The organism is Kitasatospora nipponensis (assembly GCF_039528135.1).
GTDB classification, from domain to species: Bacteria; Actinomycetota; Actinomycetes; order Streptomycetales; family Streptomycetaceae; genus Kitasatospora; species Kitasatospora nipponensis.
In genome coordinates, this window is sequence record NZ_BAAALF010000022.1 from 12,800 (window position 1) to 28,362 (window position 15,563).

The 15,563-nt window shown below is 74.4% G+C and carries 14 protein-coding genes; 13 read left to right on the plus strand and 1 reads right to left on the minus strand.

The genetic code is table 11. The annotated features are described in order from the left end of the window. The first annotated feature begins 17 nt into the window (after positions 1 to 17). From ABD323_RS09355 to ABD323_RS09405, 11 genes are all read left to right on the plus strand, one after another. On the plus strand, positions 18 to 650 hold the full coding sequence (locus ABD323_RS09355) for a PLP-dependent aminotransferase family protein (protein WP_344440789.1): 633 nt from the start codon (positions 18 to 20) through the stop codon (positions 648 to 650). After that, complete coding sequence (locus ABD323_RS09360; RefSeq protein ID WP_344440790.1) at positions 647 to 1,966, plus strand: aminotransferase class I/II-fold pyridoxal phosphate-dependent enzyme; 1,320 nt, start codon at positions 647 to 649, stop codon at positions 1,964 to 1,966. Before ABD323_RS09355 ends, ABD323_RS09360 begins: the two co-directional genes overlap by 4 nt. Continuing rightward, positions 1,959 to 2,999 carry an N-acetyl-gamma-glutamyl-phosphate reductase gene (argC, locus tag ABD323_RS09365; RefSeq protein WP_344440791.1) on the plus strand — a complete coding sequence of 347 codons (1,041 nt, stop codon included), beginning with the start codon at positions 1,959 to 1,961 and terminating at the stop codon, positions 2,997 to 2,999. Before ABD323_RS09360 ends, argC begins: the two co-directional genes overlap by 8 nt. After that, positions 2,996 to 4,846: a M20/M25/M40 family metallo-hydrolase gene (locus tag ABD323_RS09370; RefSeq protein WP_344440792.1), complete on the plus strand. Its 1,851-nt coding sequence runs from the start codon at positions 2,996 to 2,998 to the stop codon at positions 4,844 to 4,846. Before argC ends, ABD323_RS09370 begins: the two co-directional genes overlap by 4 nt. After that, a complete protein-coding gene (locus tag ABD323_RS09375) occupies positions 4,843 to 5,697 on the plus strand; it encodes a transketolase (RefSeq protein WP_344440793.1) in 855 nt (284 codons plus the stop codon). The genes ABD323_RS09370 and ABD323_RS09375 overlap by 4 nt, the downstream gene beginning before the upstream one ends. Continuing rightward, complete coding sequence (locus tag ABD323_RS09380) at positions 5,694 to 6,623, plus strand: transketolase family protein (RefSeq protein ID WP_344440794.1); 930 nt, start codon at positions 5,694 to 5,696, stop codon at positions 6,621 to 6,623. The genes ABD323_RS09375 and ABD323_RS09380 overlap by 4 nt, the downstream gene beginning before the upstream one ends. Before the next feature lie 74 nt (positions 6,624 to 6,697). Beyond that, positions 6,698 to 7,954, plus strand: coding sequence for an ATP-grasp domain-containing protein (locus ABD323_RS09385; RefSeq protein WP_344440795.1), 1,257 nt, complete (start codon positions 6,698 to 6,700; stop codon positions 7,952 to 7,954). After that, positions 7,951 to 9,303: a hydrolase gene (locus ABD323_RS09390; protein WP_344440796.1), complete on the plus strand. Its 1,353-nt coding sequence runs from the start codon at positions 7,951 to 7,953 to the stop codon at positions 9,301 to 9,303. Before ABD323_RS09385 ends, ABD323_RS09390 begins: the two co-directional genes overlap by 4 nt. Beyond that, entirely contained in the window at positions 9,300 to 10,547 is a 1,248-nt protein-coding gene (locus ABD323_RS09395) for an MFS transporter (RefSeq protein WP_344440797.1), read from the plus strand. The genes ABD323_RS09390 and ABD323_RS09395 overlap by 4 nt, the downstream gene beginning before the upstream one ends. 27 nt (positions 10,548 to 10,574) lie before the next feature. Next, a complete protein-coding gene (locus tag ABD323_RS09400) occupies positions 10,575 to 11,402 on the plus strand; it encodes a 4'-phosphopantetheinyl transferase family protein (protein WP_344440798.1) in 828 nt (275 codons plus the stop codon). 8 nt (positions 11,403 to 11,410) lie between these two features. Further along, positions 11,411 to 12,334, plus strand: coding sequence for an LLM class F420-dependent oxidoreductase (locus tag ABD323_RS09405; RefSeq protein WP_344440799.1), 924 nt, complete (start codon positions 11,411 to 11,413; stop codon positions 12,332 to 12,334). Between the two features lie 17 nt (positions 12,335 to 12,351). On the opposite strand, the gene ABD323_RS09410 is transcribed toward ABD323_RS09405, so the two are convergent. After that, a complete protein-coding gene (locus ABD323_RS09410) occupies positions 12,352 to 13,215 on the minus strand; it encodes a class II aldolase/adducin family protein (RefSeq protein ID WP_344440800.1) in 864 nt (287 codons plus the stop codon). Positions 13,216 to 13,421: 206 nt separating this feature from the next. On the opposite strand from ABD323_RS09410, the gene ABD323_RS09415 reads away from it, so the two are divergent. Together ABD323_RS09415 and ABD323_RS09420 are read left to right on the plus strand one after the other, a co-directional pair. Then, positions 13,422 to 14,663 carry a helix-turn-helix domain-containing protein gene (locus ABD323_RS09415; RefSeq protein ID WP_344440801.1) on the plus strand — a complete coding sequence of 414 codons (1,242 nt, stop codon included), beginning with the start codon at positions 13,422 to 13,424 and terminating at the stop codon, positions 14,661 to 14,663. Positions 14,664 to 14,844: 181 nt separating this feature from the next. After that, entirely contained in the window at positions 14,845 to 15,519 is a 675-nt protein-coding gene (locus tag ABD323_RS09420) for a Crp/Fnr family transcriptional regulator (RefSeq protein WP_030392646.1), read from the plus strand. The last annotated feature ends 44 nt before the right edge of the window (positions 15,520 to 15,563 follow it).

Below are 15,563 nucleotides of genomic sequence, written 5' to 3' on the forward strand. Positions count from 1 at the left end.
GACGGAGAGACACAACGATGGAGCTGTTCGACACGGCCACCGTACTGACCCGGGTCCTGACCTCGGGCGTGGTCATGAGCATCGAGAAGAGCGACCGGGAACTGCCCGGTCTGGAAAGGCTTTTGACCAAGCAGAGCGGCCGCTCCAAGGCGGTCCTGCTGAACAGCCGCAGCGCGGCGGTGCACGCCGCGCTGGCCGGCCAGGGGATCGGGCACGGCGACACGATCAGCCGGCCCGGGCTCGGCGAGCGGGACCGGGCGTTCCTGGCCTGGCTGGGCGTCACGGTGCGCGAGGACGACGGCGCGCCGGCCTTCGACCGGATCGCCCTCGAGGCGGCGAACGCCCACGCCCTGGGCGAGTTGGCGAGCGCGTCGAGCGCACCGGCGCTGGTCGTCGACCTGACCGGTCTGGGCTTCGGCCCGGCCGCCGCGGTCCTGACCGACGACCCGACGCTGTGGGCCCGCGCCGAGCGACTGAAGATCTTCGGCGCCTACGACCTGCGCACGATGTGGACCCAGCAGGAGGACTCCGCCGACCTGGTGCCCGGCGTCCAGTTCAACTACCGGCTCAGCCCGCTGGTCGCCGCCTGCGTCCGGATGGCGCTCGGCCAGGCCGCCCGGCCCCTCACCACCACCGGAGCAACCACGTGATCACCGACTTCCCCAGCAAGCCCCTGCCGCTGCCCGACCCCGCCGAACTCGACGCCGAGCTGGCCGCGTTCGGCGGCGACGCACTCATCCCCAAGGAGCTGCGCCGGACGATCTTCCCGGTCATCACCAAGGAGGACGTCTTCAACCTGATGCTGGCCCAGCGGGCCACCCCCGAGCGGGTGGTGGCCGACTTCGCCGAGGCCTACCGCCGTTACGTGGGAGCCGAGTTCGCGCTGCCCACGGCCAGCGGCACCTCCAGCCTGCACCTGGCGCTGGTCGGCGCGGGGGTGCAGCCCGGCGACGAGGTGATCGTGCCGGCCTTCACCTTCATCGCCACCGCGCAGGCCGTGGTCGCCGCGCACGCCGTCCCGGTCTTCGTCGACATCGACCCGCGCACCTACTGCATGGACCCGCAGGCCGCCGCGGCCGCGGTCACCGAGCGGACCCGCGCCATCATGCCGGTGCACGTGCACGGCCTGCCGGCCGACGTACCGGCCCTGCGGGCGCTGGCCGACCGCCACGGCATCGCCCTGGTGGAGGACGCCTCGCACGCCCACTCCGCGACGATCGACGGCCAGGTGGCCGGCTCGTTCGGCGACGCGGCGGGCCAGAGCCTGATGGCCGACAAGAACTTCCCGCTCGGCGGCGAGGGCGGCATCGCCTTCTTCGCCACCGAGCAGGCCCACCGGCGCGCCGTCGACTACCTCGAGCGGCACGGCATCGACTACCAGATGTCCTGGGTGGCGGCCGCGTTCGGCGCCAGCCAGCTCAAGCGCCTGCCGTACTACGACGAGGTCCGCGCCCGCAACGCCACCCTGCTGGGCGAGGCGCTGGCCGGCACCGGGCTCTTCCACGCGCCGTACGTGCCGCCGGGTCACACCCACGCCTACAACATGTACCGGATCACGCTGACCCCCGAGGCGGTGGGCCTGGGGGACCTGCCGGTGCACGCCGTCAAGGAGGCGGTGCACGAGCTGCTGGTCGCCGAGGGCGTGCCGGCCCGCGAGTGGCAGAACACCCCGATCCCCTGCCACCTGCCCTTCCAGCACCGCGCGGGCTTCGGCGGCGGCTACCCCTTCACGCTCAACCCCGGTGCGGTGCGCGACCACCGGCCGCAGGACTTCCCGGTCACCCTCGGCATGCTGGACTCCACCCTGGTGCTCTGCCGCGAGCTGCGCGCCCCGGTCGAGTACGAGCGCGCGCTGCGCTACGCCGACGCCTTCGCCAAGGTGGCCCGGCGCCCCGACGCGATCCGCAAGCTCGTCGCGGACGGCGACTACCGCCGCCCGTACGAGAAGGCGGCCCGCCTTGGCTGACACCATCCGCGTCGCGGTCGCCGGGGCCAGCGGCTACACCGGCGGCGAGGTGATCCGGCTGCTGCTGGACCACCCGCAGGTCGAGCTCGCCTTCCTCTCCGCCGAGCGCAGCGCCGGCACCCCGATCGGCGCCGTGCACCCCTGGCTGCGCAACCACCCGGGGGCGGCCGGCCTGAAGTTCCGTCCGCTGGCCGAGCTGGAGGAGGTCGACGTGGTCTTCGGCTGTCTGCCCACCGGCGCCCTGCCGGCCCGGCTGCCGCTGCTCGCCGAACGGGCGAAGCGGGTGCTGAACCTGGCCGGCGACTTCCGGCTGCGGGACGCGGCCGAGGTCGGCGCGTACTACCCGAAGACCGCCGCCAACCCGCCGCAGGAGGAGTTCGCCTACTACGTCCCGGAGTTGTCGCCGGTCGTGCCGCAGGGCCGGTTCATCAACCTGCCCGGCTGCATGGCGGTGGCGACCATCTACGCGCTCTACCCGCTCTTCGCCGAGTCGCTGGTGCTGCCGCAGGTGGTGGTCGACGCCAAGACCGGCTCCAGCGGCGGCGGGCGCGGCAGCACCGAGCCGGTGGCCGAGCGGGCCGGCAACTTCCGGGTGCACAAGCTGCACGGCCACCGGCACACCCCCGAGATCCGCCAGGCGCTGGCCGAGTTCACCGGTTCCGCACCGGAGTTGCGCTTCTCCACGCACAGCCTGGACGTGCCGCGCGGGATCATGGTCACCGCCTACAGCAGGCTGCGGGAGGGCACCAGCGCACTGGACGTCAAGCGGGCGTACGCCAAGGCGTACGTCGGCAAGCCGTTCGTCCGGGTCCGCCCGGCCCCCAAGGCGCCGCAGGACTTCCCGATGCTCAAGGCCGTCAACGGCTCCAACGTCGCCGAGGTGGCGATCGCCGTCAAGGACGACCAGTGCGTCGCGGTCACCGCGCTGGACAACCTGATCAAGGGCGCGGCGGGCCAGGCCATCCAGGCGATGAACCTGGTCAGCGGATTCGCCGAGACCACCGGGCTGCCGCGCACGGCGGTGTCGCCGTGAAGCCGCTGTACGTGGTCAAGGTCGGCAGCGCCACCCTGGACCGGGGCGCCGTGCACGGCGAGATCGCCGAGCTGGTGCGGCGCGGCGCGCGGGTGCTGCTGGTGGCCGGCGGCGCGGTCGGCATCGAGCGGCACTACCGCGCGATCGGCCGCCCGATGCCCGAGCTGCGGCTGGCGAACGGCGACGCGGTGCGCTACTGCCCGCCGCAGGAGATGTCGCACCTGGTCGACGCCTACGAGCGGGTCACCCTGCCGGCCGTCGAGGAGGGCCTGCGCGCGCACGGGCTGAGCGTCTTCACCGCGGTCGCCGCCCGCGGCGCGCTGGTCAGCGGCCGGGCAAACCGCCCGCTCAAGGCGCTGACCGCGGCCGGGAAGGCCACCGTGGTGCGCGACCACCGGGTCGGCCTGCCCGAGCACGTCGACACCGTGCGCCTGCACGCCCTGCTGGACGCCTACGACGTGGTCTGCCTCAGCCCGCCGGTGCGCGACCAGGACGGCGGCACGCCGCTGAACGTCGACGCCGACGTGCTCGCCGCCGCGCTCTGCACCGCGCTGGACGCCGACCACCTGCGGCTGGTGACCGGCACCGCCGGACTGCTCACCGACCCGCAGGACCCCGCCAGCACGCTGCGCCACGCCCACCCGGGCGAGGCGGCCCGCTACGCCGGCGGCCGGATGCGGCAGAAGGTCCGGGCCGCCGAACTGGCCCTGGCCTCGGCCGCGGACGTGGCCATCACCGGCCCGCACACGATGGCCGAGCCCACCGGGTGGACCCGGTTCTGGCGCACCGAGGCCCCCGCCGAGGACCTGGCACTGGTCGGCCGCACGGTCGGCGTGCCGTCCGTCTCCGGCGACGAGCGGGAGCTGGCGGCCTACCTGCTCCACTGGTGCCACGAGCGCGGCATCACCGCCGAGATCGACCCGGTCGGCAACCTGGTCGCCACCCGCGGCCGGGGCCCGCGCCGGCTGCTGCTGCTCGGCCACCTGGACACCGTCCCCTACCGCTGGCCGGTCGAGTGGCGCGAGGGCGCGCTGCACGGCCGGGGCAGCGTGGACGCCAAGGGCAGCCTGGCCGCCTTCCTGGAAGTGCTGGCCACCGCCGAGGTCCCCGCCGACGGGCAACTGCGGGTGGTGGGCGCGGTCGAGGAGGAGATCTCCTCCTCCAAGGGGGCCTTCCACGCCCGCGACCACTACCCAGCCGACGCGGTGGTGATCGGGGAGCCCAGCGGCGCGGCCAAGCTGACGCTCGGCTACTTCGGCCTCTTCAAGCTGCGGGTCACCGCCTCGGTGGCCAGCGGCCACTCCGCGGGCATGGACGCCGTCTCGGCACCGGACGCGCTCTTCCGCGCGCTGGAGTCGATCCGCACCGCGGTGGAGAAGGAGGCCTCCGAGGCGCTCAGCGCAGTGATCGACGTGCGCTGCGAGCCGGGCCACCGCAGCCACCGAGCGATCGGGATCCTCAACTTCCGCATCCCGCCCGGCGCCGACCTGGCCGTGCTGCGCACCGCCGCCCTGGAGCACGCCGCCGACGGTCTGACCGTCGAGGTGCTGCGGGCCACCCCGGGGCACAGCGGGGGACGCTCGGGCCCGCTGGTCAAGGCCTTCACCCGGGCCTTCGGGCAGGCCGACATCCGTCCCACCTACGTCGTGAAGAAGGGCACCTCGGACATGAACACCCTCGCCACCACCTGGCACGGCGTCCCGATGGTCGCCTACGGGCCGGGTGACTCCGCGCTCGACCACACCGACATCGAGCACCTGAGCGCCGAGGAGCACCGGCTGGCGCGCGGGGTGCTGGCCGACGCCGTGCGGCGCTGGTTCGCCCTCACCGACGGGAGCCGATCGTGACCGCCCTGCTGGACGGCCCCACCGGCCACCCGGTCACCACCGACCACGCCGTCACCACCGACCACCCGGTCATCAGCGCCGACCTCGCCGAACGGGCCCGCCAGGCCCGCCGGCTGGTCATCGACATGGCCGCCAGTCCGCGCGGCTGCCACCTCGGCGGCAGCCTGTCGGTGCTGGACATCCTGATCGCCGCGCTGCACCGCGCCGCCCGCGGCGACGGCACCGAGGTGGTGCTGAGCAAGGGCCACGCGGCCGCCGGCCTGTACGCGGCGCTGCACGTCAGCGGCGTCCTGGCGCAGAACCCGGCGCCCGTCTACGGGCAGCTCGGCCACCCCTTCACCGGCCACCCCGGTCCGAAGGTGCCCGGCGTGCGCTTCCCCACCGGGAGCCTGGGCCACGGCGTGCCGTACGCGGCGGGCTGGGCGCTGGCCCGCAGGCTGGGCCGGCTGCCGGGGCTGGGCATCGCGGTGGCCGGCGACGGCGAGCTGCAGGAGGGCCTGGTCTGGGAGACCTGCCAGGTCGCCGCGGCCCAGGAGTTGGGCAACTTCGTGCTGGTGGTGGACCGCAACGGCGGCCAGAACGACGGCCTGGTGCGGGACATCTCCCCGCTGCCGAACCTGGCGGCCCGGTTCGCCGCCTTCGGCTTCGAGACCCGCGAGGTGGACGGGCACGACCTGGCCGCGCTCGGCGCGGTCCTCGAGCCCGACCGCGCCGGGGCCCGGCGGCCGCTCGCGGTGATCGCCGACACCGTCAAGGGCAAGGGCGTGCCGGCCGTCGAGGGCAAGGCGGGCTCCCACTACGTGACCATCGACGCCGCGCGCGCCGCCAAGTGGAAGCGGATGATCCGATGACGACTGCCACCGCCCCCGCGCCCCCGCTCTCGGGCCGGGACGCCTACCGCGACGAGCTGACCCGGCTGGCCGCCGAGGACCCCGCCATCGTCTGCCTGGAGGCCGACCTCGGCGGCAAGGGCCACCCGTTCCAGGCCGCCCACCCCGACCGGTTCTTCAACCTCGGCATCGCCGAGGGCGCGATGATCGACATGGCGGCGGGCCTGGCGGTGGCGGGCTACAAGCCCTTCGTCTCCACCTTCGCGCCGTTCGCCGCGCTGCGGGCCGCCGAGAGCCTCAAGCTCACCCTCGGCTACCTGGCCGCCGGCGTCACCGTGGTGGCGCCCTACGCCGGGGTCTCCGGCGCCTGGTTCGGCACCACGCACCACTGTCTGGAGGACCTCGCGGTGCTCCGCTCGATCCCCGGCGTGGCGGTGGCCGCACCCTACGGCGAGCAGGAGACCCGCGCGGTGGTGCGGGCCGCGGCGGCCTCCGGGCAGCCGCACTACATCCGCACCGGACGCAACGCCGGCTACCGCAGCCTGCCCACCGAGGGCACCGAACTCCCGCCCGTCACCTGGGAGTTCCACGGCGAGCCGGGCGCGAGCTGCCTGGTCTCGGTGGGCGAGGAGGGCACCCGGCTGGCACTGGAGGCGCGGGCCCTGCGCCCGGAGCTGGCGCACGCCCACCTCGGCTACCTCGACCACGTCCACCTGGCGGCCTCGGCCGCCGAGTTGGCCGCCGGACACCGCCGCTTCACGGTGATCGAGGAGCACCGCCAGGAGGGCGGCGCGGCCGAGGCGCTGGCTCTGCTGCTGCCCGGCTGCGAGGTCGTCGGCGTCAACGCCGGCCACGGCTGGCCCACCCAGGGCGGCGACCACCACGAGGTGCTCGGCCAGCTCGGCCTGGACCTGCCCGCGGTCCTCGCCGCACTGCCGCCCCGCTGATCCGTCCGGCCACACCCGGACATCCAACTCCCCTGCGCCGCAGTCGACCTGGCGCAGCACCGAAAGGAATTCCCATGCACATCGTCATGGTGGAGTGCAACCCCAACGGCATCGCCGGCATCGCCAACGCCCTGGAGCTGGGCCACCGGGTCACCCTGGTCACGGCCGACCCCGACTTCTACCTGGCCGCCTCCCCGCTGGCCGAGGCCGCCTACGCGCACCCCTCCTGCCACGTGCTGAAGAGCGAGACGGCCTTCTCGATCGAGGTGCTGGAGCAGCTGGTCAAGGAAGTGCACGCGGCCGACCCGGTGGACGGCGTGATGACCTACAGCGAGTACCACACCGTGCACGCCGCCTCGGTGGCCCGCGCGCTGGGCCTGCCGGGCGTCAGCGTGGAGGGCGCGCTCAACGCCCGCCACAAGCACCGCACCCGGCTGACCCTGCAGGGCCACGCCGAGGTCCGCCAGCCGCGCTTCGCGCACGTCCAGGAGCCGGACCGGATCGAGGCCGCGATCCGCGAGATCGGCTTCCCCTGCGTGGTCAAGCCCTCGGACGGCACCGCCAGCCTGCACGTGCTGCACCTGACCGACGAGCAGGAGCTGCAGGACTACCTGGCCCAGCTCGCCCAGGTCACCGACTACGGGCGCGGCGTCACCCGGATCCCCGACATCCTGGTGGAGGAGTTCGTCACCGGCGAGATCGTCTCGGTGGAGTCCTGCGTGCTGGCCGACGGCCGGATCGTCAACCTCGGCATCACCGACCGCACCATGAGCGGCTTCCCGTACTTCATCGAGATGGGCGCCACCTTCTTCCGCGGCCACCCGCTGGAGGCGGAGCTGTTCGCCGCCAACGAGGCGGTCCTGCGCGGGCTGGGCATCGACTTCGGTTTCATGCACACCGAGTTCATCCTCGGCGCGGACGGCCCGGTGCTCTGCGAGGTCAACGGGCGCCTGGTCGGCGGGATCGTGCCGGCGCTGATGAAGATCTCCACCGGCGTCGACCCCTACCTCGAGGTGATCCGGCAGGCCCTGGGCGAGACCCCGGAGCTGCCCTTCCCCGGCGAACTGACCGCCACCGGCCGCTGGTTCGGCTCCCCGGTGGAGGGCGAGCTCACGTCCGTCGACTTCTCCGCGCTGACCGAACTGCCCGGCTACGTCGAAGCGCTGAGCTACCGCGCGCCCGGCCGTCAGGTCTCCCGGCTCTCCACCAGCAACTTCGACTGGCTGGGCCACCTGATCTTCACCGGCACCGGCCGCGACGAGGCCGCCGAGCGGGCCGAGGCGGCGCTGGACCGGATCGGCGTCGAGATCGCCGTCAAGGTCGCCCGATGACCACCCCGACCGGCGAGCCGGCCGGCGACCTGGCCCTGCGCCGGGTCGCCGTCCCCGCCCTGGACCCGGAGTCGCTCTTCGACGTCGAGGTGGCGCACGGCCGCTTCCGGCGGATCGAGCCGGTCGCCCCGCGCACCGCGGGAGAGCCCGCCGTGGAGCTCTGGCCCGGCTACGTCGAGGCGCACGCGCACCTCGCGCTGCCGGCCAACTTCGACGACTCGCTGGACGACCCGCGCCTGATCGCCCTGCAGTACCTGTACCACGGCGTGACCCACCTGGCGGACCTCTTCGGCTTCCCGCTGGTGCAGTCCCGCTGGGACGCCGGCCGGGCCCAGTCCGCCTTCCCCTATCCGGAGTTGGTGCACTGCGGCTACGCGGCCACCGCCGTGCGGGACAGCTCCGGGCGGACCGGCCACGGCGTCGAGTTCCCCTCCCCGGTCTTCATGCTCGGCACCGGGGAGGACCTCGCCGCGGTGCTGCACGCCAACCGCGAGCGCGGCGGCAGCTTCCTGAAGGTGATGTTCACCGACGGGACCGAACAGCCCGAGATGGCGGTGCGGTTCGCCCGGCTGGCGCCCGAGGTGCTCGCGCACACCGCGCGGGTGACCCGGGAGCAGGGCGTGCCGGCCGTGCTCGACTGCAACACCCGCGAGGAGGTGCTGGCCGCCTACGCGCTGGGCTTCAGGCTCTTCGCCCACCCGGTGCGCGACGTGGAGCTCAGCGAGCGGGACTGGCACGAACTGGCCGGCGCACGCTTCGTCTCCACGCTCGGCGGCCTGCGCCCGATGGTGATGGACCGCGCGGAGTTCCTGCGGGAGTACGGCCGCCCGGGCTTCCGGGAGACCCAGGACGGCGCCAACCTGGACTTCGTCCAAGCGGTCGAGGAGCCGTTCGGGATCCGCTACGGCTGCCAGGACACCCGCACCGCGGCGCTCGCCACCATGCGGGCCAACAACCTGGCGGCGCTGCGCCGCGGACAGCTGCTGGTGGGCACCGACTGCGGCAACACCGGAGCGTTCCACGGCTACAGCCTGCTGGGCGAGCTCGACCTGCTGGCCGCGGCTCCCGAGACCGGCGGCGCGCTGCGCGAGGAGCTGCGACGGGCCGCCACGGTGGAGAACTGGCGCTTCTTCCAGGAGCTGGCGGGCCGCCCGGCCACCGGTCACCCGCTCACGGTGGGCGACCCGGCCACCTTCAACCTCTTCTCGGCGCCCGCGACCGCGCACGCGCCGCTCTCCGTCCTGCCGGACACCACCGTGGTGCGCGGCACCACGATCGACCGGCCGGCCCTCGCCCGGGAGATCCGCGCCCTGCGCGCCTCGGCATCGAATGGAAAGGTCGTCCTGTGAACACCCAACTGAGGCGCACCCTCTGGGGGATCGACTTCGGCATCGCGCTGGCCCACGTCGGGAACTACATCTACTTCCCGCTGCTCGTCTCCACCCTGGGCGTCGCGTACAGCGGCTTCTGGGCAGGCTTCGTGATGTTCCTGACCTACGTCGGCCGGCTGGCCTCGACGTTCACCTACGAGGGCGTCTCGGCCCGGCTGGGGATCCGCAACGGGATCATCGCCGGCGTCGCGCTGGAGGCGTTCGCGCTGCTCGGGATGGGCTTCGTGCACGGGGTCGCGCTCTACAGCGTGCTGGCCTTCTTCGTGGGCTTCGGCTCGGGCGTCTCCTTCCCCGGGCTGAAGAACATCCTCTCCACCTTCCCCGAGGCGCACCGGCCCAAGGCCTTCTCGTCCTTCCAGATGTCCTGCCAACTGGGCGCGATCGGCGGCGCGCTGGCCGGCGGCCTGTTCGCCGGCGTCGACCTGCGGGTCCTGTTCGGCACCGTCTTCGGGCTCTTCGCGCTCTACTGCCTGGCCGCGCTCTTCGTGATCCCCGCCGACGACCCGGCCCCCGCCACCGCGGCCCCCGGCGACACCGCCGCCACCCCCGCGCCCAAGGCCCCGCTCTTCAGTCTCGCCGTCCTGCGCGGCATCACCCTGGGCGGCGGCGGACGCTACTTCCTGCTGTCGAGCGTCTTCTGGCTGCTGTCGATCAGCTTCCTGGTGGGCATCCCGCTGCACATGCAGGAGTACGTCCACGGCCTGCCGATCTCGATGCCGTTCTGGATCACCGGCGCCACCCTGCTGGTGCTGCAGTACCCGGTGCTGCGCTTCCTGAGCCGCCACCTGCAGCCGGGCCAGGTGATGGCGGTGGGCTTCGCCGCGATGACCGCGGCCTACCTGCTCTTCGGCGCCGGCCGCAGCGCCGCGTGGGTGGTGGTGGGCTGCCTGGTGGTGGTCTTCGGCGACATCCTCTTCACCCCCTCCTTCGACCTCTGGGTGGCCAAGCAGATCCCGCGCGAGAACCTGTCGCGCGCGATGGGCTCGATGCACTTCTTCCGCAGCTTCGGGAACATGGTCGGCACGCTGGCCGCCGGCACCCTGTACGACCTCGCCCGCACCACCGGCATCCCCGGCCTGAACTGGTACGTGGTGGCGGCCGTCGCCGCCGGCGCCGCGGTCTTCAGCCTGGCCGGCGCCCGCCGCCCGGCCCCCGCGGCGCTCGCCGAGCCGGTCCTGGAGCCGGTCGGCCAGAGCGCCTGAGGCGCGCGGACGAGAAGGGCGGACGCCGTGGACCCGGCACGCTGCCTCCCCGCGCGGGGGGAGACCCACCTCTGGTACGGCGGCCACGACGAGCCCGGCGCCGAGCCGCACCGGGACCTGGAGGTGCTCTCGGCCGACGAGCGGCACCGCTGCGCCCGGTTCTCCGGCCGCGCCGACCGGGCCCGCTACGCGGCCGCCTGGGCCGGCGTGCGCCGGGTGCTGGCCGGCTACCTGGGCGGCTCGCCGGCCGCCCTGCGGTTCGAGCACCACGGACCGTTCGAGGGCGGCGAGCAGCGCCGCCAGCCGTACCTGCGCACCGGCGAGGGGGCCGCGCTGCGGATCAGCGTGGCCCGCTCGGAGGGGCGCTGGCTGCTGGCGCTGGCGGTCGGCGACCCGGTGGGGGTCGACCTGGAGCACCTGCGCGACTTCGACACCGCGGGCCTGATCGAGCGCTGCCTGGCCCCCGAGGAGCGGCGGCGCGTCAACTCGCTGCCCGCCGCCGAGCGCGGCGACGCCTTCCTGCGGGCCTGGACCCGCAAGGAGGCGCTGATGAAGGCCGCCGCCCTGCCGCGCGGCACCGCGCCGCACCGGCTGCCGGTGCACCCCACCCGGTACGGCCCGGTCCCGGTCGGCCTGCCCGGCGAGCCCCCGCAGGGGCCGCCCGGCTGGACCGTACGGGACCTGGTCCTGCCCTCCGCCGCCGAACGGGCCGCGCTGGCCCGGCCGTTGCACTGCACCGGCCCGGTCCGCTGGCACGACCTCGCGGCCACCGGGCCACCCGCCACCGGCGGACCCGCCGCCGCCGCACGACACTTCGCCGCCGCCACAGAGAAAGCAGCTGCCCCCGGGGCATGATGAGAGCCATGGATCTTCGTATCTTCACCGAGCCGCAGCAGGGCGCCTCCTACGACACCCTGCTGCGCGTCGCGCAGGCCGCCGAACAGCTCGACTACAACGCCTTCTTCCGCTCCGACCACTACCTGCGGATGGGCGACGGGGACGGCCTGCCCGGCCCCACCGACGCCTGGATCACGCTGGCGGGCCTGGCCCGGGAGACCTCGCGGATCCGGCTGGGGACCCTGATGACGGCGGGCACCTTCCGGCTGCCCGGGGTGCTGGCCATCCAGGTCGCGCAGGTCGACGCGATGAGCGGCGGCCGGGTCGAACTCGGCCTGGGCGCGGGCTGGTTCGCCCAGGAGCACGCGGCCTACGGGATCCCCTTCCCCGGCCACCGGATCGACCGGCTGGAGGAGCAGCTCGCCGTCATCACCGGGCTGTGGGAGACCAAGGTCGGCGAGCGGTTCGACTTCGCCGGGACGTACTACCAGCTGACCGACTCGCCCGCGCTGCCCAAGCCGGTCCAGCAGCGCATCCCGGTGCTCGTCGGCGGCACCGGTCCGACCCGCACGCCGGCCCTCGCGGCCCGCTACGCCAGCGAGTTCAACCTGCCCTTCACCTCGCCCGAGCAGAGCCGGGAGGCCTTCGCCCGCACCCGGGCCGCAGCCGAGGAGCGCGGCCGGCCCGGCGACGACCTGGTCTACTCCAACGTGCTGGTGGCCTGCGTCGGGAGCGACGACGCGCAGGTGGCGCGCCGGGCGGCGGCGATCGGCCGCGAGGTCGAGGAGCTGAAGGCCAACGGCCTGGCCGGCTCGCCGGCCGAGGTGGTGGAGAAGATCGGCCGCTACCGGGAGGCCGGCAGCCGGCGGATCTACCTGCAGATCCTCGACCTGGACGACCTCGACCACCTGGAACTGATCGCCGATCAGGTGAAGTCCCAGCTGGACTGAGGAAGTTGCCGACGGGCCTACGCGTAGATGTCCGGGTTGTCCCGGCTGATCCGCTGCCAGATCGGCTGCCACTGGAACCAGCCGGCCAGCTCGAAGCCGATCTCGCCCTGGGTCTGCCGGGCCTGCTCGGGGTCGATCAGCAGCGGGCCGGCCCCCAGGCCGGCCGCCGCGCTGTAGGCCATCAACTGGGCCTGCGCGGTGCGCTCCAGGGTGAGGAACCACCAGGCCGCGCTCTCCACGCTGCCACCGACGGTGAGCATCCCGTGGTTGCGCAGGATCACCGCCTTGTGGTTGCCCAGCGCGGCGCCGATCGCCCGCCCCTCCTCGGCGCCGGTGACCACGCCGTTGTAGGTGGCGTGCACGCCGAAGTCCTCGTAGAAGGCGCAGGCGTCCTGGGTGAGCGGCTCGATGCCCATCGGCAGGCTGCTGAGCGTCTTGCCGTACGGGCCGTGGGCGTGCGCGGCGGCCACCACGTCGGGGCGGGCGGCGTGCACCGCGCAGTGGATGGCGACCGCGGCGGCGTTGACCGGGCCCTCGCCCTCGACCACCGCGCCGGTGTGGTCCACCCGGACCAGGTCGGACTGCCGGATCAGACTGAAGTGCAGGCCGAACGGGTTCACCCAGTAGGAGTCGGTGTGCTCCGGGTCGCGGACCGTGATGTGCCCGGCCACCCCCTCGTCCAGGCCGGCCCGGCTGAACATCCGGAAGGCCGCGGCGAGCTGGACCTTGCGGTGCTCGCGCTCCTCGGCGGCCGTCGCGAAGGTCGGGGGCAGCGCCGGCCTCAGCTCCGGCCCGCGCCCGCTCCCCTCGGCGCCCACGGCAGCAGCAGCGGCGGCAGCGATCCGCGGATCGGTGGGGGCGTCTTCGGTGCGCAGGGTCATGGCACTCCGTCCGGGGCTCGCAGTAGGGTCGGCGGACCGGGCACCGCGCCGTCACCGGCGCGCCGGTCGGGGCCGGGCTCCAGCGTGCCGGGGTGCGGACGGCTTTCCCAGGTCGGCCGCCCACACCGTCACCGGCGCGCGTTGTCGACGGCCCACACCGCGGGCCGCACCGTCCGCCGGCTGTTCAGGAAGGCCGGGTCGACGCCGTGGAACTGCCGCCGAGCGCCGTGGCCGCCGCCGCCCGGCTGGGCGCCGCCCTGCCGGAGCTGGCCCCGCTGCTGGCCCGCGAGGTCCGCGAGGACGTCGCCGCGCTGGCCGTCCTGCCGGCCCGGGCGGTGGACTCCTTCCTACTCCTGCTGCTGGGCACCGCCGCCGAGGGCATGGGCCGCGCGGCGGCGCCGACCCCCGAACAGCTGCACCGGCTGGACCCCTACATCGAGCAGCGGGCCGAGCTCGGCGTGCCGGTGGACCAGGTGCTCGGCGGCCTGCACCGCGGCGCCCGGTTGGTGGTCGCCCGGCTGCTCGCCGACTGCCGGCCGCCGCTGTCCGGCGCCGAGGTGGCGCAGCTGATGTTCTTCGGCCAGGAGTGGGTGGAACAGGTCCGCCGGCACATCCTCACCGTCCACCGGACGGCCGAGCTGCGGCTGGCCCGCACGGGCCGCGACCGGGACAACGCCCTGCTGCGCGAGCTGCTGGTGACCGGCGCCGCCTCGGCCGTCGCCGCGCTGCGCGAGCGCTACCTGCCCCCGGGGCGGCTGCACCTGGCCCGCTTCCGCCCGCACCCGCACGAGGCCGCCTGGGCCGCCGAGAGCGCGCTGACCGCCACCCTGGGCGGCCCGGTGCTCAGCGGGGTGCTGGACGGCTCGGTGCTGCTGGTCACCGCCCGCCCGGTGCTCACCGCGCCCGCCGGGCGGCGGATCGTGACGGCGGGCCCGGCGCCGGCCGCCGACCTGGTGCGGCTCAACCAGTTGCTCGCCGTCGCGCTGGGGCTGGCCGACGAACCCGGCCTGGTCCCGCTGCCACGGGTGGCGCAGGAGGTGGTGCGGGCCGACCAGCCGGAGCTCGGCCGGCTGCTCGGCCGCACCCTGCTGGCCGGCCTGCACCCCGAGCGCCCCGACCACGCCGAGATCCTGCGCACGCTGGCGAGCTACCTCGACCTCGGGGCCCGGCTCGACCTGGCCGCCCGGCAGCGCCACGTGCACGTGAACACCATCAAGCACCGACTGGAGCGCTGCCGGGAGCTCACCGGCACCGACCCGGGCGATCCCGCGATCCGCGGCGCGCTGCTCTGGGCGGCCCACCGGCTGCTCGCCGACCGGGCCGACGCCGGCGCCCCCGGGCCCGGCTCCGAGCCCGACCCGCAGCGGGCCCCCGAGCCCGCCCGGGAGCGGTCCTCGCACCGCCCGGCCCCGGCCGACCAGGGCGGCGGCCCGGTGACCGATCGGTAACCCGTGCGTACGGATGGCCCCGTACCGGGCTCCACAGCGCACCCCCTCCTCATATGATCGGAGCGACATGCGCCATGCTGGGTGAGGTAGAGCACTCTTTACCCCGCCTCTCCGACGTGGCGGAGCACCAGCACGTGAGCCGCCCGTGGCCCCCCTCGGACGGCCGAGAAGGAGGAAGCACGTGGACGACGTTCTGCGGCGCGCCGCGCTCTTCGCGGCTCTCGACGACGAACAGGCCGGCGAGCTGCGCGCTTCCATGACCGAGGTGACCCTCGCCCGTGGAGAGTCGCTCTTCCACGAGGGCGACCCGGGCGACCGGCTCTACGTGGTCGCCGAGGGCAAGGTCAAGCTGCACCGCGCCTCGCCGGACGGCCGCGAGAACATGCTCGCGGTGCTCGGCCCCAGCGAGATGATCGGCGAGCTCTCGCTCTTCGACCCCGGCCCGCGCACCGCGACCGCCAGCGCGCTGACCGAGGTCAAGCTGCTGGGCCTGGGCCACGGCGACCTGCAGCCCTGGCTGCACGCGCGCCCCGAGGTCTCCATCGCGCTGCTGCGCGCCATCGCGCGCCGGCTGCGGCGGACCAACGACGTGATGTCCGACCTGGTCTTCTCCGACGTCCCCGGCCGGGTCGCCAAGGCGCTGCTCGACCTCTCGCGCCGCTTCGGCGTGCAGTCCGACGAGGGCATCCACGTCGCGCACGACCTCACCCAGGAGGAGCTGGCCCAGCTGGTCGGCGCCTCGCGCGAGACCGTCAACAAGGCGCTCGCGGACTTCGCCGGGCGCGGTTGGCTCAAGCTGGAGGCCCGCGCGGTGGTCCTGATGGACGTCGAGCGCCTCTCGCGCCGCTCGCGCTGACCCGGGCCCCTCTCAAGCCCCGCACGCGCCGCCGCCCCGGGACC

Excerpts from the sequence above, each read along its gene's own strand:
- ABD323_RS09410 (WP_344440800.1), bottom strand. The coding sequence starts at position 13,215 with ATGACCCTGCGCACCGAAGACGCCCCCACCGATCCGCGGATCGCTGCC.
- ABD323_RS09355 (WP_344440789.1), top strand. The coding sequence starts at position 18 with ATGGAGCTGTTCGACACGGCCACCGTACTGACCCGGGTCCTGACCTCG.
- ABD323_RS09385 (WP_344440795.1), top strand. The coding sequence starts at position 6,698 with ATGCACATCGTCATGGTGGAGTGCAACCCCAACGGCATCGCCGGCATC.
- ABD323_RS09380 (WP_344440794.1), top strand. The coding sequence starts at position 5,694 with ATGACGACTGCCACCGCCCCCGCGCCCCCGCTCTCGGGCCGGGACGCC.
- ABD323_RS09405 (WP_344440799.1), top strand. The coding sequence starts at position 11,411 with ATGGATCTTCGTATCTTCACCGAGCCGCAGCAGGGCGCCTCCTACGAC.
- ABD323_RS09390 (WP_344440796.1), top strand. The coding sequence starts at position 7,951 with ATGACCACCCCGACCGGCGAGCCGGCCGGCGACCTGGCCCTGCGCCGG.